Consider the following 22,513-nt stretch of genomic DNA (forward strand, 5'->3'; position numbering starts at 1 on the left):
TAAGATAAACCCAAAAAGGCAAAAGCCCAACAAAATAAGATGTTAAGCGAGCGAAGCCGAGTTTAAAATCTGTAGCGCCTGCCTGCCTCAGGGGGCTCCGCCCACTTTTCAGGGCGGAGCTTCATCCAACAATTTTTTTGATCGGACAATACTCGATGAGTGTCATCGTTCCTGCTTTGGTGAATAGCACGAAGTAGTCGCGCATTTTCGAAAAGGAGGGCAACCCGTCCCTTGGAATCCGGCAGCAGCTTGTGGAGCGGCTGAACAGACAGCAGGCAATTATTGAAAAAACCAAACAAATGGAAAAAGCTATCTTAGGCGGCGGCATTGACGATGCCATTTTTGAAGGCGATTGGGAATGGGTGGAGTTGGAGGAAGTGATAAAAGAAAAACAAAACGGTTGGACGACGCGTACACATGCGTGAAGGATCCGCTGATTCATAAGGAGGAGATTCATGAATTTGGAAATCATAAGTGAAGAAGCCGTATCCAATGCGCGTCCCACGCCAATCCTGTTTTTGCATGGTATGTGGCACGCTGCATGGTGTTGGGCGGAGCACTTTATGCCCTATTTTGCCCAACAGGGATACGTATCCTATGCGTTGAGCCTGCGGGGTCACGGGGGGAGTGAAGGACGGGAGCGCCTGCGCTGGACATCCCTTGCGGATTATGTAGCGGATGTAACCCAGGTGGTGAATCAGATGGAGAAACCGCCGGTATTAATAGGGCACTCTATGGGGGGATTGATCGTTCAGAAGTACCTGGAATCAAATGAAGTACCCGCTGCAGTGCTGTTGGCATCTGTGCCACCCAAAGGGGTGATTCTGGCCACCCTGCGGGTCGCTTCTCGGCACCCGATGGCGTTCATGAAGGCCAACCTAACGCTGAGCATGTTCCCGGTGGTCAGTACCCCGCAACTGACACGGGAGGCATTCTTTTCAGCGGACATGCCCGAGGAGAAGGTGAGGCATTACTTTTCACGACTGCAGGATGAGTCGTATCGTGCCTATCTGGACACAATGGGATTAAACTTACCGCGGCCCAAGCGGGTGAAAACACCGCTGCTGGTGTTGGGGGCAGCCAACGACGCGCTCTTTTCTCCCCGTGAAGTTGAGGCAACCGGGCGGGCGTACAACACGAGGGCAGAGATTTTTCCCAACATGGCACATGATATGATGCTGGAAGACGGGTGGCAGAGGGCAGCGGACCGGATACTGGGTTGGCTGAACGAGCGGGGCTTGTGACGGCCAACTGTGCGGAGAGGGTGTCGGGCGGCGAAACGCGTGTGCCCGCCCGCCGGATATAGCGCGCAGCCATGCCGTCCGGCGTCTCCCATTTTCCGAAGGTGAAAGGCTTTGACAGCCTGGGTTCTGTGGCCTTTTGCCAATGGAATTGCCGGGTCAGGGCCGGAACATCCGCGTTGCGTTCGCGCAGCGGCGGAATGCGAATGGGAAAGACATTGAGGCGAAACTACAAATCTTCGCGGAAGCGCCCCTTTCTGATCATCCCCTCCAGAACGCGGTTGGTGGCAGCCGATTTCAGTATCCACTTGCGGTACGATCCCGAAACATCGGAATGCGATTTTCGTATTATGGGTTAGAAACTGGCGTCCGATTTGAAAGCGTTCGGATTGGTCAATCATGCCGTCTGAACGGAAACAAAAGTCGAGTAATCGGATTCAAAAGAGGTTGAGGTGATACAAATAAACCGTTTTCAGATTCTGTGCCTTAATGCCAGGTGATCGGGAGGATAAAATACGATGGAATTCAGGAAATATGTGATTTTAATTTCGCTGATTTTATTAACTACAGGATGTGCTTCCATGAAAAAGACAAAAATATTCACTTTTACAGGGGACAGGCCGGCTGTCCGCGAAAAAATAACCGAGCAGGATATTGCCGCCTTGCCGTCGGTTGTGCAAAAATACTTGCGCTACACGAACATCGTTGGCAAAGAGAAAATCAAGACCGTGCGCCTGAAACAGGGCGGCGGTTTCCGCCTAAAGCCGGAACGGGATTTCAAAAATATGAAGGCGGTGCAGTATTTCAACGTGGATTCCATGGAATTCTATTGGCGTGGAAAGATCAGCGTCATCACCGCTACCGACCGTTTTATCGACGGCAAAGGCGACCTGACCGTAAAACTGCTCGGCTTCATTCGGGTGGCCCACGCCGAGGGGTTGAAAGTGGATCAGGGCGAGATTCTGCGTTTCTTAGCCGAGGGCGTCTGGTTTCCGTCTGTATTCGTAAACGACTATATCCGCTGGCAGGCTATTGATGACCGCGCGGCCAGAGCCACCATTACGCGGGACGGCCTTTCCGCCTCGGCCACTTTTTTCTTCAATAAGGAAAATCAGGTGGAGCGAATCCTCGCGGAACGCTATATGGACAAAGACGGCAAATTCGAGCTGGCAACCTGGGAGATTCAAATCAAAGAATACAAGGCCTTTAACGGGGTGATGATCCCGAGCCTGTCACATGTGGTGTGGAAACTGGACAGCGGCGACTTTTGCTATTACAAGCCGGAAATTTTCAGCATTGACTATAACGTGCCGCTGCCTTATTGACGGGAGGACGATATGCGCATAGCAAAATACAACGTCCTGATGCGTTCAATCTGAGGGGGGTGAGTTCAACCCCTCTCGGGGTTGGGAAATTTCTTGAGAGACCGTTTTCTACAAACGTTGAACGCCTTTGGCGTTCATGGCCAATTCAAGCGGTTTTGGTCATTGAAAAATTGGAATTTATCCTCCGGAGGCGGACAGGTTTGGTTATTGGAATTTGTGATTTGGGAGTTTCTTTTTCCCTTGCAAATCGGGTTTTTTGGCCGTTTTGGGAATCCACTTCTTGGCGGATGTGATTTGGCAAGTGGTGTGGGGATTATTTTGAGGCCCTACCGGCCTTTTTGTAGAAAAATGATTAACCGATTGATATGAAAAACCTTCGACTCTCTTCCTTATCCATTCATTCTTCCTGCGTCCGGGAAAACCCGGACAGATAGAAAATCACCCCCTTCATAGATGATGATATTTCTTTGAGCAACTGTTTCTGATGGTGAAGGATGGGAGCCTTTGATGACCCGTATCCCCGGACGGTGCAGGGATTGAAAGACCATTGCAGGACGGTTTGCTGCGCTGTATGATTTGCGATACCTGACCAACCAACCGAAGCGCAATGGGATGGATTGACAGGAAGGGAATGAAAAACTATTTTGAACTTTTTAAAGAATAGCCGGTAAGACTAATGATTTGAAATTTATTGAGGTTTTTCAGATCCCATGTTTGACGGAAGCCTTTTTTCAAGGTGTTGCGTTCAGAATTCGGGGGAAAAGGAACCCACTCTACAGGCAGGTTCTGCAGCTAAGCGAACCATTCAAAAGGAGAAACAGCATGAAAACACTTATTAAGAAAATTGATGCGATTGAGATTCTGGACTCACGAGGGAATCCTACGGTAAGAACTTATGTGGAACTTTATGACGGAACAAAAGCAATGGCATCGGTCCCGTCTGGTGCAAGTACCGGCAAACATGAAGCGGTTGAATTAAGAGATCATGACCCCAGGCGATATGACGGAAAGGGCGTTCTAAAAGCCGTCAAAAATGTCAAAGAAATTATCGGGCCAAAACTAATTGATCTGGATGTGACGCGGCAAACGGAAATTGATCAGCTAATGATTGAACTGGATGGAACAGAAAACAAGTCGAAATTGGGAGCCAACGCGATTTTGGGGGTTTCGATGGCTGTGGCCCGCGCCGCTTCACAGTCGTTGCATTTACCTCTTTATCAGTATCTGGGTGGGGTAAATGCCGTTCGAATACCTGTGCCCTGCATGAATATTATCAATGGCGGTGAACATGCCGACAACAGTGTTGATTTCCAGGAATTCATGGCTGTTCCTCACGGCGCCCCGAATTTTAAGGAAGGCTTACGATATGTGGCTGAAACCTTTCACAAACTCAAAAGCATTCTTAAATCCCGTGGTTTGGCAACCAGCGTGGGGGATGAGGGGGGTTTTGCTCCGAATTTAAAAAGCAATGAGGATGCGATTGAAACAATCATAGACGCCATTGAAAAGGCCGGTTATACGCCCGGTAAAGATATTTCGATTGCCATTGACAGTGCAGCCAATTCTTTTTCGCCGGACCTGGGAACAACGTATGATTTAAAATGGTCCGGCGCCGGAAAAATGACCAGCGAAGATTTGATTGAACTTGCGGCCGATTGGATCAAAAAATACCCAATAATTCTGTGGGAAGATCCGCTGTCGGAAGGTGATTGGGATGGTTTTAAAAAATTTACGGAAAAATTTGGCAAAGAAATTGAGGTTGTAGGCGACGACATCTTTGTTACCAACACGGCATATATCAAAAAGGGCATTTTGCAAGGAACCGCCAATTCGTCGTTAATTAAACTAAATCAAATTGGCACAGTAACCGAAACCATTCAAGCGGTTAAAATGTGCAGGGAAGCCGGATGGCGATATTTTATTTCTCATCGCTCGGGCGAAACCGAGGATTCATTTCTGGCTGATTTTGCCGTGGCGATGGACGGCGGTCATTTAAAATCAGGTTCAGCCAGCCGGGGCGAACGACTTGCAAAATATAACCGACTTCTGGAAATTGAAAATGAACTTGGCGATCGGGCTGAATACCGGTGGAAATAGCTGGTTTCAGTCGCCGCGGGTTAATCCCTAAAACCGCAAATTCAAATTCAACCCGAAATCGATGCCTTTGGCGTATGCCGGGAGAAGGCCGCCGCGAAACATCCAGCCGATGTCGAATTTGAAAAAACCGGCGTGGAGACCAAACCCCATGGCGGGGCTGATGCCGTAGTAGCCGCCCAGCCCCAATCCAAATCGCAGGGGCAGAAAGCCGAGGCCTTGCCATTCACCGGCCACGGCCAGATACGGTTGGGGCGAAACGCCGGCCCGATTCGAAAACCCCTGATGGTAATCTGCAGCGAAGAGAAAGCTGTGCCAGGTTCGGCTGACGCCGACCCGCATTTCCAGAGGAAGGCGGGTGGAGAACGGCTGCAAATCGGTGTCGGTGGTATCCACATGAACCGCTGAATCCTGATCGACCTGAGAAAGGGAAAAAACATTCAGTGCCGTTAGTGTGTGGAATCCGCTGTAATAGGCGTGTTTTTCGCCGGTCCATTTGATAGAACCCAGAATATTCGAAAATGCCAGCCCGGCATTCCAGCCCTTCCAGCGTGTAGCGGCTCCCAGATCAAAAGCAAATCCGTGTCCGAGAAGCGCATATTTTCCGGTCAGTTTTCCGGCGGCATATCCGTCGTAGGAATTGTAAATCTCCATTTTTTGGTTTTCGAGGGAGGCGTAACCGATTCCGACCAAGTAGCGCAGATTGGCGCCCACGGCCAAAAAATCCACGTAGGGGACGGCAAAACGGTGGGCTCCCGAAACGGTGAGCGAGGAGTAGCTCAGGCCCTCACCGTGGGTGTCGCTCAAATCGTAGCGGCGGTTCATATCGATGCCCTCAAGGGCCAGTTTCATGTAGTCTTTGTCGAGTGTTACATGGGACGCCCCCCGACCGGTGAAGGTGAGTGCAAAGGATTTAAATGAAAAGCCCAGGATTTGAAGGTGTTCCTTGGAAAGCACGCGAAACCCGGAGTCGGGAATGCGGGACAGGATGTCTTCTTTGTCACTGGCCCCCAAATATTTTCCATTGTACATATCATAAAAATGCTTGGAGAAGGTGCTGTTGCCGAGGTGCAATCCAAGGCCCGCCAAATTAAAGTCGAGAGAAGGGTTGTCTTCAAGCGCCAGATTGGCGGGATTCCAGCTCGGGGCGTACACGCCGCGGGCAATGGAAGTAAATGCGTTGGCCAGTCCTACGCTTCTTCCCTGAGAAAGCCCCTGGCTGAAGGTCTGAACAGAGACGCCGTCCGCCAGTAAAAGAACGGCGGCTATCAGGATTATTTTTTGTATTTTCATTCCGATTCCTCTGGATTTACGTGGTAATTTATTTTGATAAAGGCTTTTGCGGAAAGGTAATCGTTACGGTAAACGCGAATAAATTTATCCCCGGAACCGGGCAGTGAGATTCGAATTCCCGAAACAACCGTGGGATGCGTAAAAACAGCCAGTTGGTCTTTATCAAGAGAAATAGTGATCTGGCTGGGGGTTTCCTGAACAACGTTTCCAGTTTCGGAAGTTACTCCCGGATTTAATGTAATAGGGCCGATTGTCAATTCCGGGTTGGAATAAACGGCGGTGTCTCTGGAGGTGAAATAAAATGTGGCGGACGCGCCGAACGGCAAATGATTTCCAAGTTCCGCCTGAAAAGACCCTCCATTGAGATTATCCCGAATCTCATTCTGGGCATCCTCATCGACTTCGAGACTGTCCGGATCGAGTGTGAGCTGCTGGTCAGGGAATTTCAGATTGACCGGAATGCTGACGGTTACCTGTGAAGAAATGGTATCGGTTGCCCGAATGGTGGATTCGGTTAGTCCGTCGCCAAGGATGACAGAACCCGACACCGTAATGTCATCGGGCAAGATATTCAGAAAACGGGTAACTTCGTCTCCTTCCAGAATAACGGTTGTAACAGCGGGCTGATCTCCCGCCGGTTGAATGGTAACGGTTCGCTGAATGGTTGCCTGTTGGCCGGTGTTTGAGTTGGTACCGACAATATTCAGCGTCGGTTGAATCAAAAAGCCGATTCCATTGATCAACTTCAATTCAATCCGGGCATCGCCAAACTGCAAACCCTCCAAGTCCTTGGGAGTGTCCAGCTGGGTTGACATCGAATCCAGATTGACGTGAATTTGGTTCAGAATTCCGGAGAGTTTTGAAAAGGCCAGTTTGGGAATATTGACCGCCAGGGCAATTCCGTCATTTGCATGGATGGTAATGATTTGATCACCTGACCCGGTCGCTTTTGCCTTCCAGTGAAACCGCACAACGGCCCCTTCACTGGTTCGTTCCGGGCGAAATTTATATCCGCTTAAATCATAATATTGATTGGTTTGTTCGCCTTTTCGAAGGAAAAGATGGGCCTGAAAGGTATCGCCGGAGGCATCAAAGAAATTTAAAAGCTGGATCGAAAGCTCCAGATCCAACGGCAGATTATTGGTCATCTGAAAGGAAATACTTCCGGTGGAGATGTCCGCCTCGGTAACAATGATGGAATCTCCGAGTGTGGTGTAATCGGTATCTTCAAACTCCTGATCCGGTATCTTGGCCCGGGCCTCGCTGGCTACAATGTCGGACACATAGACTTCCATGTCGACCGATTGGTTGGTGGCATCCACGAAAACCGAATCGCTGCCGCTGCCCGGAGAATCCCCCGAAATGGTAAAGGCCAGGTGGCCCGGAAGCCGAATATTCGCAAGAGATTTATTTAGGGTGATCTGTCCGTTGGGAGGCAATTCGTTTTGAGATACAATTGAAACCACGAGGGTATCCGTATTGTAGTCGTAAAGGCTAATTCCCAATCCGCTTGAGATGGGAATGGGGAGTTTGTTATGGAGTGTAATCCGGACGGATCCCTCCCGAATAAGAATGGATTCAAAATCTCCAAAAGCAGGGAGTTCGGTCTTGTCCAGATTAACCGTAAACGGTGGTACCTGGGCCGTTTGCCCGTTCAGTAAAACCGATTGAGGATAAATGGCCGCAAATTGAACGGAAACGACTTGTGAGCCGGGGGAATCGACTCGAATGTCGCCCAGCGTTACGTCAAAATCTTCGGAAATTCCCTCAACGCTCAGATTGTCTCCCACTTCCACCGGATCCATGGATTGCGTTACCTGAAATCCAAGAAGACCCGTTGAATCAAAGGAGATGTCGTCTGTATCCTCCAGAAGCTTACCGATCGTCAGCGTGGTGTCAATGAGCGGGATGGCGACATTGACATCCCATTGGGGGGCTTGCGGTTCCTTAACTGAACAGCCTGAACCATAAAATAAACCTGCCATAAGAATGACGGGCAAAACCAATCGGGGAATGCTACCCCGGAAACGTCCATGTTTTTTCATAAGTCACCATTCCTTAGTGTCCGACTTTTATGCACATCTGCGGGAAAGTTGAACCGGTTAATGCGGTTTTCTTTTTTGAAATGAAAACACTATCTATTTATCGGTCAATTTGGTAAAAAATTTATTAATTTACGGAGAATTGAAAATCTTTTTTAGTCCTGATTCGATATCTGCCCTTTACATTTCATGTTCACTATTTTAGATGTTTTTCACCAAAGTCAAAATTAAATTTTTATTGTGTTGTGTTTTCGATTTTTGGCGGTAAATAATGTTTTCAAATGAAAACAGATTCCTGAATTCAGGCTTAAAAAAGGCCAGCATTCCCTAAAATTCTGTGTGAACTATTTTACAGAGAATACTGGCCAAATTTGAAAGTAACTTGCCCGCGGAAGAGATAATCTTCCTGAATCGATAAAATGGGGTCAATGTGACACAACCAGACGCCTATGTCCCCATTGTCCAGGACGACAAATACTCTTTTTGTTCCTCGGTCAATTCATCGATTCCGATGCCCATGGATTCCAGCTTTAAGGTGGCAATCCAGTTTTCAATTTCTACCGGCACCTTGTACACCTTTGCTTCCAGATGGCCGGCATTTTTGATCACCCATTCGGACGCGAGGGCCTGGGTGGCAAAGCTCATGTCCATTACAGATGCCGGATGTCCTTCCGCTGCGGCCAGATTGACCAGGCGGCCTTCCGCCAGCAGGTGAATCCGGTGCCCGTTGGGCATAATGTACTGATCCACAAAATTCCGAATGCCGCGGTGGACCTCTTTGGCCATTTTTTCCAGACCGGGAATATCAATTTCCACATTAAAATGCCCGGAGTTGGCAACGATCGCGCCGTCTTTCATTTTTTCGAAATGCTCGGGCCGGATCACATGAATATCGCCGGTGAGTGTAACAAAGACGTCCCCGATCTTTGCGGCTTCCGCCATGGGCATCACCCAGAAGCCGTCCATGGCGGCCTCCAGGGCCCGAATGGGATCGACCTCCGTAACGACCACCTTTGCTCCCATTCCTTTTGCGCGCATGGAAACCCCTTTGCCGCACCAGCCGTAACCGGACACCACAAAAATCTTTCCGGCAATCAGGACATCGGCTGCACGAATAATCCCGTCGATGGTGGATTGGCCTGTTCCGTAGCGGTTGTCAAACAGATTCTTGGTAGCCGCATCGTTTACAGCGATGACCGGAAACTTGAGAGCGCCGTCTTTTTCCATGGCTCGAAGGCGGATAACACCCGTGGTGGTTTCTTCCATACTCCCCAGGATCTGAGACGCCATATCCCCGTGTTTGGCGTGGATATCCGATACCAGATCAGCCCCGTCGTCCATGGTGATAACCGGCTGGTGGTCCACGCATTTTTCGATGTGCTGATAATAAACCTCCCGGTTTTCGCCGTTAATGGCAAACACCGGAATATCGAAATCCCGCACCAGAGATGCGGCCACGTCATCCTGTGTGCTGAGGGGATTCGAGGCACACAGATAGATGTCGGCTCCGCCGGCTTTCAGGGTGCGGACCAGATTGGCTGTTTCGGCGGTCACATGCAAACAGGCAGACATTTTTTTGCCGGCCAGCGGTTTTTCTTTTTCAAAACGTTTCCGTATTGCACGCAAAACGGGCATATCGCCGTCGGCCCATAAAATGCGGCGCTTTCCCTCATCGGCGAGCCCCAGATCTTTAACGTCGTAATCCACAATGACCTCCCTCTATTTTAAAATTAACGTGCTAATTCTTTTGCTTTATCTGTAATTTCCCAGGTAAATCCCTTTTCCTCACGGCCAAAATGCCCGTAAGCGGCCGTTCTCCGGTAGATCGGTTTTCGTAATTCAAGCGCATCGATAATGCCTGCAGGGGTCAAATCAAATATCTGGCGAATCTTTTTTACGAGCTCTCCATTACTGAGTTTTCCCGTGCCAAAGGTGTCCACATGGATGGAAACAGGTTCTGCAACACCGATGGCGTAAGCCAGTTGAACCTCGCATTTGTCTGCCAGATTGGCTGCAACCACGTTTTTGGCAATCCAGCGCGCGGCGTAAGAAGCCGATCGGTCCACCTTCGTGGGGTCTTTTCCGGAGAAGGCGCCGCCGCCGTGCCGTGAGTAGCCGCCGTAGGTATCCACGATGATCTTTCGTCCGGTCAGGCCGGTATCTGCATGAGGACCGCCCAAAACAAACCGGCCGGTCGGGTTAATTAGAAACGAAACCGTCTCCTTCCGAATGTACTCCTCCGGAATAACCGGCAAAATGACGTGCTTGATCACATCCGCTTCGATTTGATCGTGCTCGATATCCGGCGCGTGTTGGGTGGAGACAACCACGGTTGTGATCTCTACGGGTTTGCCATCCTCGTAGGCTACCGTAACCTGCGATTTTCCATCCGGGCGGAGATAGGGCAAAACGCCCGTTTTTCGGACGTCAGCCAATCTTTGCGTCAGGCGATGGGCCAGAATAATGGGCAGGGGCATCAGTTCAGGGGTTTCGCGGATGGCGAAACCAAACATCATTCCCTGGTCGCCGGCGCCGGCGCGATCCACGCCCATGGCAATGTCGGGGGATTGCTGGTCAATCGCCGTAAGAACGGAGCAGGTGTTGCCGTCAAAACCCATGAGGGCGTCGGTGTAGCCGATGTCCCGGATCACATCCCGCACTAAATTGGGAATGTCTACGTAGCAGTCTGTGGTAATTTCACCCCCGACCAGCGCCAATCCTGTGGTGACAAATGTTTCGCAGGCAACCCGCCCGTAGGGGTCTTTTGACATAATGGCATCCAAAACGGCATCAGAAATCTGATCCGCAACCTTGTCCGGGTGGCCTTCAGTAACCGATTCGGACGTAAATAATGTTCGAGCCATGAATGAAGTTCCTCCATTTTATAGAATGAGTCGTGTCAAAATAAACAGGAATTCTGTTTTCTGTCTGCCGGCAGCGGCGAACTTTGCTGTAGCCGGATTTTGGTGAAACCGTTTCTGTTGTTTCGTTCATATCGGCATCTTCCCTTTTTTGTTGATGTCGGGACGATGCTCCCCAAAAACCCTTTTGCAGGTCACGTTCAGCAGAGGAATAGATTCAGCAGGAAAAATAGGATTTTGAGCAATTTCTGCAATCGGCGGTTTTTAGAGATTTGAAACGTCACATTTTTAAGTTTAAAACTTAAAAAAAATGGCAATTAAACGCAAGTTTTTTTTGGATGTGGATCAGGGGTTTTTAAATTATTTTAATGGTTTCAGTGGCTTTTTTGTGGGGAAGATATTAGATCTTTCAGAATTCGAATAATTGATTAAGAATATTTTGTCATTTCGAACCCGCTGTCCCTCGACAGGCTCGGGAACCGCGGCGGGTGAAGTTTGGAATGCGCCTTGGGCGTGCAATCTTTAAAGAGATCGCCACGTACGCCAGAGGCGTACCCGCGATGACAGGAAGAAACTCAAATCGGAATTCTAAGTATGTTTTTTAAAATACACCATGACAACAACGCCCACAATAATTCCAGTAGAACCATCTTTAAAAAATGGCAAGCCCCGACCCACATTTTCTGTTTTACTTCAAAAAATATCAGTAAAAACACTGAAAGGGAAAACCTGCTTTTTTTCTGAAAGGACATTGTTGTAACATTTTATATCGTAAGTATTTAGCAGAATCGGTCCATTCCTGACCCTCCCTCCGGCCCCCTCCCTGAAATCAGGGAGGGAGAGTCAGGGGGTGGGTTCAAAAGGGGTTGTGTCTTATTTTCAGGAGGACCTTTTAAAAATCCGAAAGTTCCGTCAGATGGCGTTGAATGTAAAATAACAGTTTTTCGTGAAGTTTTGCATTGGAGGCGGCTACCAGGGACAGAATTTGTCCGTCCTTCTCGGGAATCAGCGGGAAATCGTCCAGCGAATTTCCATGTGCGTCCGAAATGAAGACCCCGCCTTGTTTTGCAATAAGCCGGGCGGCTGCGATATCGTAGGGAAAAAGACCCATAATCCGTCCGTTTCCTGCCTCCCGAAAGTGCAGCTCGGCCTGGTCCAAATTTTCCAGCAAAAATCCTCCCAGATCCAGGTAGGCATCCAGCTGTCCGGTGAGTAGTCGCGTAATAGAATAGGCGGCACTGTTCCACAAAAAGGTTCCGCCATTGAGCGCACTCCCCTGAATCAGATCGCCCAAAATCGCCATGAGCGGCCGGATGGGACGCCCGACCACGTCGAAACTCCAGAACAGACGGGTGAGGTCCGCGGTGTCAGACAAAAGGAGCCCTTTGCCCGGAGGCAGCTCCAGAGAAGACGGCGCAGTGGATGCAAAATAAACCTGCCCTGTTTTGATTTCAACGACAATGCCCGCCACCAGATCCCGGAAAAGGGGCCTTTCACGGAATCTGGCAATGGCGATGGACACGACCGCCATTTCAAAGCCGGAGGCCGCCGGGCGGGTTCCATCCACCGGATCGACAATCAGGACGTAGGCCGGGTTGGAAGCAAGTTTTACAAAGCCGCGATCCTCCGAGTAATAGGCCAGGGGAATGCCGAGATGATCCAATTCCTGTCTCAACACCTCTTCGGCGATTTCATCCAGACGAAAGGTTGTGTCGCCGCTGGAAGCCATTCCTGTAATCGCCTTCCCGGCCCGGGAATCCAGCAACGGAAGCACCGCCTCCCGGATTTTTAATGCAACCGGAATAAATGTCCTGAAATCGACGTTCATTGTGGTTTACCCGGAACCTTTCGACAAACTCTTTTTCAAAATGTCAATGGTTTGAATGGTGGAAAGAGCCCTTTGAATCTCAGAGTTTTCTCCGATGGCGATGGCTTCTTCCCCTTGTGAAGGAAAGCCTTCCAGCAAAGACAGCAAATGGTTTTTGTTTTGATTGTGGAGGGCGTCCCAATCCAAAGAAAATGTCGCAGGGTTGTTCACTTTTGGACTCCCAAACTGTCTTTTGGAAGGCGGCGTTTCAGGAAGCGCTCGGCGTATGCCTGAATTTTTTCCGCCGAATCGTATGTCAGCACCTTCTGAGCCATTTTTTTCATCTCCCGGTAACGCAGGGAACGGACAATTTTTTTGGTTTTATCCAGAAAATAAGGGGGCACGCTTAATTCATCCAAACCCATTCCCAGAAGAATAGGGATGGCCAGGGGGTGGCTTGCCAATTCACCGCACATGCCGACCCATTTTTTTTGCCGGTGTCCGCCTTCAATCGTTTTGTAGATCAATCGCAGTACGGCCGGGTGGAACCCGGTGTAAAGGGCCGCAATTTTTTCATTTCCCCGATCCACCGCCAGCGTGTACTGAATGAGGTCGTTTGTGCCGATGCTCATGAAATCGACCTCACGGGCGTATTCCTCGGCCATCATTGCGGCCGCGGGCACTTCAATCATGATTCCAATAGGCAGGTTTTCGTCGAAGGGCTGTTTCTTCTGGCGAAGCTCTTTTTTGGCCTCTTCCAGGTATTTTTTGGCCTGACGGATTTCTTCTATTGATGTAATCATGGGAAACATCAGGCGTACGTTTCCTTTTATGCTGGTTCGCAAAATGGCCCGCAGTTGGGTTTTGAAGATATCCGGTTTGTCCAAGCAAATGCGAATGGACCGCCATCCCAAAAAGGGATTGTCTTCTTTGTTGGTCAGTTCCGCAATGGAAAGCCGGTCGCCGCCAAGATCAAATGTCCGAAAAATGACGGGTTGAGGAAAAAGCCGGGTGGCCACATTGGAATATTCGGTAAATTGCTCCTCCTCGTCGGGGAATTTAGCTTCTCTTAAAAACAGGTATTCTGTTCGATAAAGACCCACGCCCCTGGCTCCATGCAATAAAACCGAGTCCACTTCTTCCGGGAATTCAATATTTGCCGAAAGTTCAATTTCGTGTCCGTCAAGCGTGATGGGCGATTGTTCCCGTAAAGGAAGCAGGTCTTCCAGATATTTTTGGTAGTTTTCCTGACGTTTCTGATAGTCTTTTAGCGTCTCCGGTTCAGGATTTAGGATCACCCGGCCCGTGTTCCCGTCAACAATGAGGACATCCTCGTTGTTGACTTCGCTTGAGAAATGGTGAAGCCCTACCACAGCCGGTTTTTCAAAGGATCGGGCCAGGATGGCGACGTGGGACGTTTTTCCCCCCATGTCGATGGCGAGCCCCAGAATGCGCGACCGGTTCAAAAGAACAATTTCGGAGGGTGTGAGTTGGTGGCTCACAATAATGCCCGGTTCCGGCAAGTCCGGTCTGACCTTTTTTGTTTCCCCCTGGTAATTTCGAATGACGCGTCGCTTGACGTCCAAAATATCCAGGCCCCGCTCACGCAAATAATCGTCGTTGCCTGAAATCATGAGGTCGTGAAAACCCCGCATAATCTGGAAATAAAGCCAATCGGCATTCTTGCGCTCGTCTTTGATTCGGCGGATGGTTTCATCAAGAACAATTTTATCTTCCAAAATCAGGAGGTGGGCATCAAATACCTTGGCATTCTCTTCGCCAATATTGTTTTGAACGTGTTTTCGAATGCTGAGAATTTCTTCCTTTGTCTTCTGCAGAGCTTCTTGAAATTTTTGAATTTCTCCCGAAATTTCATCGGGGGAAAGGGTTCGTTCTTCTACCGAAATACTCTCTTTTCCAAAGGGACGTGCCGGTCCGATGGCAATTCCCGGAGAGGCAGGAATGCCTGTGAAAATTTTTTCAGAGGGTGTAATTTTATAAGCAGACATACCTAATCTTCATCAAATTTGTTTTCAAAAAGTGCAGCAAGGGTCTCCACAGCCTTATCTTCATCCTCTCCTTCCGCCCGAATGGTTATTTTGCTGCCCATTTCGGCGGCAAGCATCATGAGCCCCATAATGCTCTTCCCGTTGACTTCCACGCCATCCTTAATAAGTTGAATATCCGACTTAAATTTGGATGCCTTCCTTACAAAGAGAGCAGAGGGCCGGGCATGTAACCCCAGTTTGTTTTTCACAATGACTTCTTTCTCGACCATTTTCTTCCGTTTTGAATTGGCGTTTCCTAAAAAATAAAAACAACCCCGAACATAAGTGCAAGAGACAGAACCAAGGCCATATAAAAAGACCATCCTTTTCTGAGGATAAAGAAGGTTACGCCTCCTGTAAGAAAAAACAGTCCGCCCATTTCAAGTCCCATTTTTGCGGACGTCAAAAAGAGAAAGCCTGCCAGAATTCCCACTGAGAAGAGAGAAACCTTTTCCAGCGCATCGACATATTTTTGGTACCTTCGCATGGACAGCTCACTTACGATATCAAACCCCCTTTTGTACCCATGAAAAACCCCGTAATAGCGAATAAAAATATGCGGAATGTTGTACAAAACAAACATGACAATGGGTCCAAGAATTCCGCCAATGAGAGCGAAAAAGACCCCCAAAATTGACGCTACAGGTTTAATGGTGCCCCAAAAAAGCCTGTCGCCGATGGCACCCAGGGGGCTGGACAGCCGGAATTTAAATTTTTCGATGGGAGCAAAATCGGTCCATTTTTCAACGGCGGCTTTTTCTTCCAGCCGGGCAACCGCACCAAGGGCAAATGACGAAAAGTACGGATGGGCATTGAAATAACCCAAATGCCGTTTAAGAAACGCTTTTTTATCTTCGGGATCGCTGTATAATTTGTTCAAAATCGGAAGCAGACAAAAAGCAAATCCCAGATTTAACATTCGTTCAAAATTCCAGGAGCCCTGGATATAAAACGATCGCCAGACAATTTTGACTAAATCCGACTTTTGGAGTTTTCTCATGGCATTAACCCCAGAGTAATCCGATGACGATTCCAAGGATAACCCCTGCAAACAGGATCGGGCGGTTTTTTTTGCTGGTGTAATAATATCCGACAATCCCAATGCCCATTCCCAGAAGCGTGGATTTCAAACCGACGGTTGTAAGCTGTCCCCATTCCCGGGTCCAATTACCCAGTTTATCCAATCCCCAGGCGCCCACCCAGACAGCCACTACCGTCCAGACGGCTCCGTGAAAAAAGGCATGAAGAATCCCAATTCGGTGCATCCAGGCAACACCCGAGGCGTGTCCCTTTTTTGCAAAATGATCGGCCCATTTTACGAGAATCCGGTTGTTCCGGCGCATCTGAGGAAGCGTAAACCCGGCCAGATGGGCGATAAGAAAGGCATACAGGAACCCACCAAATACCAGCCAGGGTTGGTGAAGCGCATTCTGGGGTTGTGCAAATAAAATGGCCGACATCCCCACAAACGATCCGATATTTCCCTCCGGCAATTTTGCACCCCCGATCGGAATATCTTTTAGCCAGATCATTTCCATGGCCAATCCAAAGAACAATCCCAGCGGCAAATCCCCGAAAATCCAGCCAATCAGGGTGTTGCTGATTAAGGGGTGTGAAATGAGGATTTGCCAGGCGGCAGTTGTATCCAGCCCAATGATTCCGCCCGATAAAAAAAGAATTAAATATTTCTGAAACATCAGGAATCTCAAAAGTTTCAGATGACCCGCAAGATTATTTAATTTAATCATTTTAAAAAAAAATACTTACAAAGTCAAGAGAAATAATTGTTGACATTCATTATAAATTTCTTTATCATAAAATTACGAATTAAAAACCTGTTTCCTCTATCGTAATTTGAACACGGCACCATAAAAGGTAGTCGCTGTCAAAATAGATTGAACCCACATATCCAATCAACAAATCAAATCAAAAGGAGAAGCAATTATGGCATCTTTAGAGGGAGAGGTATATTATCCATCTCAGACAGTTATTGATCAGGCAACCATTAAAGATTACGACTCTTTGTATCAAAAATCCATCAAAAACCGGGAAGAATTTTGGGCCGAGGAAGCCGAAAAGCTGGATTGGTTTAAAAAGTGGGATCGGGTACTTGATGACCGTGACAAACCCTTTTACAAATGGTTTGTCGGGGGGAAAATCAACATCATCCACAACGCAATCGACCGTCATCTCAAAACATGGCGCCGGAATAAACTGGCTCTCATCTGGGAGGGGGAACCGGGAGATTTTAGAACCTTTTCTTACCACGCGTTGAATCGGGAGGTTTCCAAATTTGCCAATATCCTGAAGAGTATGGGCGTTAAAAAGGGAGACATTGTGACGATCTACATGCCCCAGATTCCCGAATTGATGTTTGCAATGTTGGCCTGTGCCAAAATCGGGGCCATTCACAGCGTGGTTTACGGAGGATTTAGTGTGGAAGCGCTGGCCGAACGCATTGCCGATGCCAAGAGCCGGGTTCTGGTAACCGCGGACGGTGGATGGCGCCGGGGCAAAATTAACGACCTGAAAAAGATCGTGGATGAGGCCATTAAGCGATCGCCAACCATTGAATCGTGCGTGGTGGTCAAACGAACCGGACACGAGGTGTATATGGAAAGCGGCCGGGACTTTTGGTACGAAGACCTCATGAATTTTCCTATTGCCTGTGAATCGTGTGGAACAGCTGAAATGGATGCGGAAGACACGCTTTTCATCCTTTACACATCCGGTACCACCGGAAAGCCGAAGGGACAGGTGCACACCCATGGAGGATATGCGGTTTATACGTCAACAACCCATCGGTATGTATTCGATATTAAAGAAGATGACCGGTTTTGGTGCGCCGCAGATCCGGGCTGGATTACCGGACACAGTTATATTATTTACGGGCCGCTAATTAACGGCGCGACCGTTATGATGTACGAAGGCGCCCCCAATTACCCGTACCCCAATCGCTGGTGGCAAATGATTGAAAAATATGGAATCAACATCCTGTACACCTCCCCTACGGCTATTCGCGGCCTGATGCGATTTGGCGATGATTGGCCGCGCCGCTACGATCTGAGCAGTCTGCGGCTTTTGGGGTCGGTGGGTGAACCCATCAACCCGGAAGCCTGGCGCTGGTACTACGAGGTGATCGGTCAAAAGCGGTGCCCGATCATGGATACCTGGTGGCAAACGGAAACGGGCGGATTTATGATCACCCCATTGCCCATCACGCCGCTAAAACCGGGATCGGCCACGAAGCCGTTTTTTGGGATTGAGGTCGGGATTGTGGACGAAGAGGGAAAAGATGTGGCCCCGGGGGAAGAGGGAAAATTGGTGATCAAAGCCCCATGGCCGGGAATGGCCCGGACCATTTTGGGGGACCCTGATCGATATGTAAATACGTACTGGAAAGATTACGAAAAACAGGGTTGGTACAAGGCGGGTGATTCCGCCCGAATCGACAAAGACGGCTACATCTGGATTATTGGGCGCATTGATGATGTGATTAAGGTGAGCGGGTATCGTCTGGGAACCGCAGAAATTGAAAGCGCTCTGGTGAGCCATCCCTCCGTTTCGGAGGCAGCAGCAATCGGACTTCCCCATGAGCTAAAGGGACACGCCATCCACGCATTTGTTATTCTGAAAACGGGTCAAAAAGCATCACCGGAATTGGCCGATGAACTGCGGGACCATGTGGCGCGGGAGATCGGGCCCATTGCCCGTCCGGAGGCCGTTAATTTTGTTGACTCATTGCCCAAAACACGGAGCGGAAAGATCATGCGGCGGGTTCTAAAGGCAAAAATTCTGGGACAGGATGTGGGAGATTTGAGTACGCTGGAAGAATAGGTCGGCCTTAAAAAGCCTTTGCCCACGAATTTCACGAATTTTCATGAATTGATTGTACGACTAATAATTTCTGTGGGAAACCAATTCCAGGAACAGCTCCAGGTTTTTGCGCCCCCTTGTTTCGGGCAAAACGGAAAGCTGTTCCTGCGCCTTTTGGAAATGGTCTTGGATGCAGGTTTCAGCGGCTTGCAGGGTTCCCGTTTCCTGAAAGAGTTCGGCAACCCGTTTCACCCCTTCAACATCAATTGCGGGCCGATCCAGAATGCTGTGGATTTCCCGCTTCGTGGCCGGACTTCCGACTTCGAGGGCGTGAATTAATAAGAAGGTTTTCTTCCGCTGGAGGATGTCGCTGCCCCAATCCTTTCCGAGAACCTTTTCATCGGCAGTTACATCGAGCAGATCATCCTGAATTTGAAAGGCCATTCCCATATTCAGCCCGTATTCCCACAGGCTGCGGATGTGTTCTTCGGATCCGTTTCCGAAAATTCCCCCGATCTGCGTACAAAGCGCAATCAGGACGGCCGTTTTTTTGCGAATCATTGTAAAGTAATCGCTCAGGGTGACATTCCAGCGGCTTTCAAATTCCTTGTCCAGTGCCTGGCCTTCGCATAATTCCCGCAGGGCGTCCGAAAAAAGTTTTCCGATTTCTGCGATACGGGGATGGGCACAATTCATCAAATAGCGGTAAGACAGGGCGACCAGCCCGTCGCCGGAGAGAATGGCCACATTCACATCCCATTTTTTGTGGACGGTTTCCTGACCCCGGCGAATATCGTCCTGATCCATGACATCATCATGAATGAGGGTAAAGTTGTGGAGCATTTCCACGGCTACGGCCGCATCCAGGCAGTCCTCTGCGCGCCCGCCCACCGCTTCACTGGACAGGAGAAGCAGAACCGGCCGGAGACGTTTTCCTCCGCCGTCAATAATATATTTCATCGGCTCATAAAGGATGGCGGGTTCCTTGTGCTCAAAAACGGATTGAATGCGCGTGTTCACAAGGGTCCGAAGATGGGTTAATTTTTTTTCAAATTCAGTCAACAAAAATCCCATGCATTACATTTGATGAACAGGTTTTTCAATTGCCGGCCATGCCGTATCCGGATAAGAATATTGGGAGCTCCTTTTTTTCAAAAGTTCTCACTATTCGTAGCGCAGCGCTTCAATTGGATTCAGTTTCGCAGCCTTGGAAGCCGGGTAAATTCCAAAAAAAAGACCCACAAAAGATGAAAACACAATGGCTACCAGGACGGCCCATACCGGAACAGCTGACGGCATTTTAAGGGCCAGTCCCAGAATTTTTCCGCCCCCCACTCCAAGAATAACACCGATAATTCCACCGATTTCACTCAGAATAACGGCTTCCACGATAAATTGCCAGAGGATGTCCTTTTTCTTGGCGCCAATGGCTTTCCGGATGCCTATTTCCCGGGTGCGTTCGGTTACGGATACCAGCATGATATTCATAATCCCGATACCGCCCACAATAAGTGACATGGCGGCGATGGCCGTGGCCACAATGGATATGTAACCGCTGATTTTATTCCACGTGTCCAGAAGCGATTCCCGGGTGACAATTTCAAAATCGTTCGGTTTCCCCGGGGGAACTTTCCGTACCGAACGGAGAATGCCTGTGACTTCATCAATTGCAGGGGCGATGAGATCCGGGCGATCGGCCTGCAAAGCAATGGAAATGGAGCGCCGGCTTCCAAAATATTTGAAAAAGGTGGAAATAGGCATGAAAACAACATTGTCTTGACTGAACCCAAAAATCTTCCCTTTTTCTTCAAATACCCCGATCACGCGCATTTTATGGCCATTGACCAGAACCAATTTCCCAAGGGGACTCTCAAAAGGGAAAAGTTTGTCAACGATGTCCATCCCCAGAATACAGACATCCCGGGTGCTGTGCACATCGTCTCTTGTAATGAAACGGCCTTCCTTCAACATGTAGCCACTCACAAGTGCCCAATATTCATTTCCCCCTTTGGCAAGAACCGTTGGGTTGGTGTGGCGTCCCTTGTATTTTACCGTAATGCCAAACTGATCATCATCCGGGGAAATCAATTTAATGAGAGTGGCGCGTTCTTCAATAGCCCGAACCTCTTTCATCGTGATATCCTTGCGATTGCGAATATCACTGCTCAGGCGTCCGGTTTGAATGGCCGGGTATTTTTGAACATAAAACGTACTGCTTCCGATAATGGACAGCTCTTTGCCCACTCGTTTGTTGAATCCCTGAACCAGAGTCTGCATAGAAATAATGGCGAGAACTCCGAATACAATGCCAATGGTTGTGAGAATGGCCCGGGCTTTGTTTGCCCGGATAGACTCAATGGCCATCCACAAACTTTCATGTAAATCCATGAATCCACCTCTTAATAAATTTAAAAATAAGAAATTTCAATAAGATAATCAAGCAGTTCTTTTGATAAAACCGCCAATTTACAGATACGGGAAAAATAATAATTTGCTTCAATAAATTTTAATAAATAAAAAAAGCCGAAATCGAATGATTTCGGCCTGAGATCAGCATTTTCTCCCCACTATATGAAATCGAGCGGTGACTGCGAAATCAGCCCCCGTGATCCTCGGCATCCATGAGCATCTTATCCATGTATTCCCACAGCTTGGAGATGTCTTGTGTCATGATGATGAGGTCGTGTTTTCGTCCCCGTAAATCCTTAACATGGTCTTTCAGCTGGGCTTCCTTTTGAAATCCGATGGTTTCAAAAACACGAATGGCTCCTTCCTGAGAATCCATCATTTCCGCTTCCACTTTTTCGATGCCAAGGAACTGTGCCAGCAGGAAGATTTCTTTTGCCAGAATTAAGCCCAGTCCCTTTCTTCGGTATTCGGGAGAGGTGACCATGCGAATTTCTCCCACGTGCTGTGACCATCCGTGGCTGGCACGGTGCAGTGTGGCGTCCCCCACCACTTTGTCATCGATAAAGGCCAGAATCGGGATAATTTTTTCGTAATCGATGTGTTGGGCCCACTCATGAATCACTTTTGGATCGGTCACGTCGTCTTTAAGAAAGAGACGATCTTCTGGTCTGAGACCGATGAAAAAATCGTAGAGCGCCTTTTCGTCTGATTTTTTCATGGGTCGAAGGGTTACCGGTGTACCATCCCTTAGCTTCTTGGTTTTTGGGTAGTCTTTAAACATAGTTACTCCTTTTTTAGGTTGAAAAATTGAGAACTTCTGTCTTTGATCTAAAGGGTCAAGAACAAGAATAATAACCTGTTGAATTATCGGATTGATGTCAATTGCCGTCAATGAATTCCGCGTTTTGCAGGACAAACATTACTCTTCACAGGCGATCGTTGAAAGGACCACAAATCCTTCTTTTTCAATTTCAGACACCAATTTATCCACATTTTTTGTGCATTGAATACGCATCACAATTTTGCGCAATTTGGGGTCTTCATGCCGGGGTGCAACCAAGCTGATAATATTGACGTGGTATTCTTTAATAATGGAGGCCAATTTGTAGATTTGCCCGGGCTTGTCCTCTGCTTCAATCGTAATCCGAATACCGCGCGCGCCCACTCCCATCACATCCAGAAATTGGTCGACAATATCGGTAAGCGTAATAATGCCGAGAAGATTTTTTTTGCGGTCGGTCACCGGCAACCCCCCAATCCGATGTTCCCGCATAATCATGGCGGCATCTTCCAGAGTCATTTCAGGATGAGCTGTTAAAACATCCTTTGTCATAATATCTTTTGCGGTGATTTTATCCAACAGATAATTAAGTTCGTAAACCGAAAGGGTGGTGGCCGGCGAGGCCGATGCCTTTTTAATGTCCGATTCCGTTACAATTCCTACCACTTTCCCCTTTTTCACGACCGGGATGTGTCGAATATGGTTTTCCTTCATGGCGTGAATCACTTGGTTGAAGGAATCGGTTTCTCCGACCGTGATTACATCCGTTTTCATGTAATCTTTAACAATCATCTGC

Annotated in this window: 19 protein-coding genes; 5 read left to right on the forward strand and 14 right to left on the reverse strand. The window is 48.6% G+C overall.

Going from position 1 to position 22,513, the window contains the following annotated elements; translation table 11 throughout:
- The first annotated feature begins 455 nt into the window (after nt 1–455).
- The 4 genes from GXO76_04060 to eno all read left to right on the forward strand — a co-directional run bounded on the left by GXO76_04060 (nt 456) and on the right by eno (nt 4,663).
- Nucleotides 456–1,244 (forward strand): alpha/beta hydrolase, encoded by a 789-nt coding sequence (locus tag GXO76_04060; GenBank protein NOY77026.1) that lies wholly within the window; start codon nt 456–458, stop codon nt 1,242–1,244.
- 71 nt (nt 1,245–1,315) lie between these two features.
- Nucleotides 1,316–1,600 carry a hypothetical protein gene (locus GXO76_04065; protein ID NOY77027.1) on the forward strand — a complete coding sequence of 95 codons (285 nt, stop codon included), beginning with the start codon at nt 1,316–1,318 and terminating at the stop codon, nt 1,598–1,600.
- Nucleotides 1,601–1,822: 222 nt separating this feature from the next.
- The gene (locus tag GXO76_04070) at nt 1,823–2,566 is read left to right on the forward strand and encodes a hypothetical protein (protein ID NOY77028.1); all 744 of its coding nucleotides are present in this window, start codon (nt 1,823–1,825) and stop codon (nt 2,564–2,566) included.
- An 822-nt stretch (nt 2,567–3,388) separates the two neighbouring features.
- Entirely contained in the window at nt 3,389–4,663 is a 1,275-nt protein-coding gene (gene eno, locus GXO76_04075; protein ID NOY77029.1) for a phosphopyruvate hydratase, read from the forward strand.
- Between the two features lie 27 nt (nt 4,664–4,690).
- On the opposite strand, the gene GXO76_04080 is transcribed toward eno, so the two are convergent.
- The 10 genes from GXO76_04080 to GXO76_04125 all read right to left on the reverse strand — a co-directional run bounded on the left by GXO76_04080 (nt 4,691) and on the right by GXO76_04125 (nt 16,408).
- Nucleotides 4,691–5,953, reverse strand: coding sequence for a hypothetical protein (locus tag GXO76_04080; protein ID NOY77030.1), 1,263 nt, complete (start codon nt 5,951–5,953; stop codon nt 4,691–4,693).
- Nucleotides 5,950–7,998, reverse strand: coding sequence for a hypothetical protein (locus GXO76_04085; protein NOY77031.1), 2,049 nt, complete (start codon nt 7,996–7,998; stop codon nt 5,950–5,952). The genes GXO76_04080 and GXO76_04085 overlap by 4 nt, the downstream gene beginning before the upstream one ends.
- Nucleotides 7,999–8,442: 444 nt before the next feature.
- Nucleotides 8,443–9,702, reverse strand: coding sequence for an adenosylhomocysteinase (locus GXO76_04090; GenBank protein NOY77032.1), 1,260 nt, complete (start codon nt 9,700–9,702; stop codon nt 8,443–8,445).
- A 23-nt stretch (nt 9,703–9,725) separates the two neighbouring features.
- Nucleotides 9,726–10,859, reverse strand: a complete 1,134-nt coding sequence (locus GXO76_04095) for a methionine adenosyltransferase (protein NOY77033.1) — start codon at nt 10,857–10,859, stop codon at nt 9,726–9,728.
- Nucleotides 10,860–11,748: 889 nt separating this feature from the next.
- Nucleotides 11,749–12,684 carry a hypothetical protein gene (locus GXO76_04100; GenBank protein ID NOY77034.1) on the reverse strand — a complete coding sequence of 312 codons (936 nt, stop codon included), beginning with the start codon at nt 12,682–12,684 and terminating at the stop codon, nt 11,749–11,751.
- Between the two features lie 6 nt (nt 12,685–12,690).
- Nucleotides 12,691–12,894: a hypothetical protein gene (locus GXO76_04105; GenBank protein NOY77035.1), complete on the reverse strand. Its 204-nt coding sequence runs from the start codon at nt 12,892–12,894 to the stop codon at nt 12,691–12,693.
- Nucleotides 12,891–14,672, reverse strand: a complete 1,782-nt coding sequence (gene ptsP, locus GXO76_04110; GenBank protein NOY77036.1) for a phosphoenolpyruvate--protein phosphotransferase — start codon at nt 14,670–14,672, stop codon at nt 12,891–12,893. Before ptsP ends, GXO76_04105 begins: the two co-directional genes overlap by 4 nt.
- A 2-nt stretch (nt 14,673–14,674) precedes the next feature.
- Nucleotides 14,675–14,941, reverse strand: coding sequence for an HPr family phosphocarrier protein (locus GXO76_04115; GenBank protein ID NOY77037.1), 267 nt, complete (start codon nt 14,939–14,941; stop codon nt 14,675–14,677).
- A gap of 26 nt (nt 14,942–14,967) precedes the next feature.
- Nucleotides 14,968–15,711, reverse strand: a complete 744-nt coding sequence (locus GXO76_04120; protein NOY77038.1) for a PTS mannose/fructose/sorbose transporter family subunit IID — start codon at nt 15,709–15,711, stop codon at nt 14,968–14,970.
- A gap of 4 nt (nt 15,712–15,715) precedes the next feature.
- On the reverse strand, nt 15,716–16,408 hold the full coding sequence (locus GXO76_04125; protein ID NOY77039.1) for a PTS sugar transporter subunit IIC: 693 nt from the start codon (nt 16,406–16,408) through the stop codon (nt 15,716–15,718).
- Nucleotides 16,409–16,655: 247 nt separating this feature from the next.
- Here GXO76_04125 and acs point away from each other — a divergent pair, with 247 nt between their 5' ends.
- Entirely contained in the window at nt 16,656–18,548 is a 1,893-nt protein-coding gene (acs, locus tag GXO76_04130; protein NOY77040.1) for an acetate--CoA ligase, read from the forward strand.
- A gap of 60 nt (nt 18,549–18,608) precedes the next feature.
- Here the strand turns inward: acs and GXO76_04135 are convergent, their stop codons facing one another.
- From GXO76_04135 to GXO76_04150, 4 genes are all read right to left on the reverse strand, one after another.
- Nucleotides 18,609–19,589 carry a polyprenyl synthetase family protein gene (locus GXO76_04135; protein ID NOY77041.1) on the reverse strand — a complete coding sequence of 327 codons (981 nt, stop codon included), beginning with the start codon at nt 19,587–19,589 and terminating at the stop codon, nt 18,609–18,611.
- Between the two features lie 102 nt (nt 19,590–19,691).
- Nucleotides 19,692–20,915 (reverse strand): FtsX-like permease family protein, encoded by a 1,224-nt coding sequence (locus GXO76_04140; protein NOY77042.1) that lies wholly within the window; start codon nt 20,913–20,915, stop codon nt 19,692–19,694.
- 208 nt (nt 20,916–21,123) lie between these two features.
- On the reverse strand, nt 21,124–21,717 hold the full coding sequence (locus tag GXO76_04145; protein NOY77043.1) for a GNAT family N-acetyltransferase: 594 nt from the start codon (nt 21,715–21,717) through the stop codon (nt 21,124–21,126).
- 138 nt (nt 21,718–21,855) lie between these two features.
- Nucleotides 21,856–22,509: a CBS domain-containing protein gene (locus tag GXO76_04150; protein NOY77044.1), complete on the reverse strand. Its 654-nt coding sequence runs from the start codon at nt 22,507–22,509 to the stop codon at nt 21,856–21,858.
- Nucleotides 22,510–22,513 lie beyond the last annotated feature (4 nt).

This window comes from Calditrichota bacterium, from assembly GCA_013151735.1.
Taxonomy (GTDB): Bacteria; Zhuqueibacterota; JdFR-76; order JdFR-76; family BMS3Abin05; genus BMS3Abin05.

What these genes read in the sequence shown, in the direction of transcription:
- GXO76_04060 (NOY77026.1), top strand. Translation starts at nt 456, where the DNA reads ATGAATTTGGAAATCATAAGTGAAGAAGCCGTATCCAATGCGCGTCCC.
- GXO76_04065 (NOY77027.1), top strand. Translation starts at nt 1,316, where the DNA reads ATGCCGTCCGGCGTCTCCCATTTTCCGAAGGTGAAAGGCTTTGACAGC.
- GXO76_04070 (NOY77028.1), top strand. Translation starts at nt 1,823, where the DNA reads ATGAAAAAGACAAAAATATTCACTTTTACAGGGGACAGGCCGGCTGTC.
- eno (NOY77029.1), top strand. Translation starts at nt 3,389, where the DNA reads ATGAAAACACTTATTAAGAAAATTGATGCGATTGAGATTCTGGACTCA.
- GXO76_04080 (NOY77030.1), bottom strand. Translation starts at nt 5,953, where the DNA reads ATGAAAATACAAAAAATAATCCTGATAGCCGCCGTTCTTTTACTGGCG.
- GXO76_04085 (NOY77031.1), bottom strand. Translation starts at nt 7,998, where the DNA reads ATGAAAAAACATGGACGTTTCCGGGGTAGCATTCCCCGATTGGTTTTG.
- GXO76_04095 (NOY77033.1), bottom strand. Translation starts at nt 10,859, where the DNA reads ATGGCTCGAACATTATTTACGTCCGAATCGGTTACTGAAGGCCACCCG.
- GXO76_04100 (NOY77034.1), bottom strand. Translation starts at nt 12,684, where the DNA reads ATGAACGTCGATTTCAGGACATTTATTCCGGTTGCATTAAAAATCCGG.
- ptsP (NOY77036.1), bottom strand. Translation starts at nt 14,672, where the DNA reads ATGTCTGCTTATAAAATTACACCCTCTGAAAAAATTTTCACAGGCATT.
- GXO76_04115 (NOY77037.1), bottom strand. Translation starts at nt 14,941, where the DNA reads ATGGTCGAGAAAGAAGTCATTGTGAAAAACAAACTGGGGTTACATGCC.
- GXO76_04120 (NOY77038.1), bottom strand. Translation starts at nt 15,711, where the DNA reads ATGAGAAAACTCCAAAAGTCGGATTTAGTCAAAATTGTCTGGCGATCG.
- GXO76_04125 (NOY77039.1), bottom strand. Translation starts at nt 16,408, where the DNA reads ATGTTTCAGAAATATTTAATTCTTTTTTTATCGGGCGGAATCATTGGG.
- acs (NOY77040.1), top strand. Translation starts at nt 16,656, where the DNA reads ATGGCATCTTTAGAGGGAGAGGTATATTATCCATCTCAGACAGTTATT.
- GXO76_04140 (NOY77042.1), bottom strand. Translation starts at nt 20,915, where the DNA reads ATGGATTTACATGAAAGTTTGTGGATGGCCATTGAGTCTATCCGGGCA.
- GXO76_04145 (NOY77043.1), bottom strand. Translation starts at nt 21,717, where the DNA reads ATGTTTAAAGACTACCCAAAAACCAAGAAGCTAAGGGATGGTACACCG.
- GXO76_04150 (NOY77044.1), bottom strand. Translation starts at nt 22,509, where the DNA reads ATGATTGTTAAAGATTACATGAAAACGGATGTAATCACGGTCGGAGAA.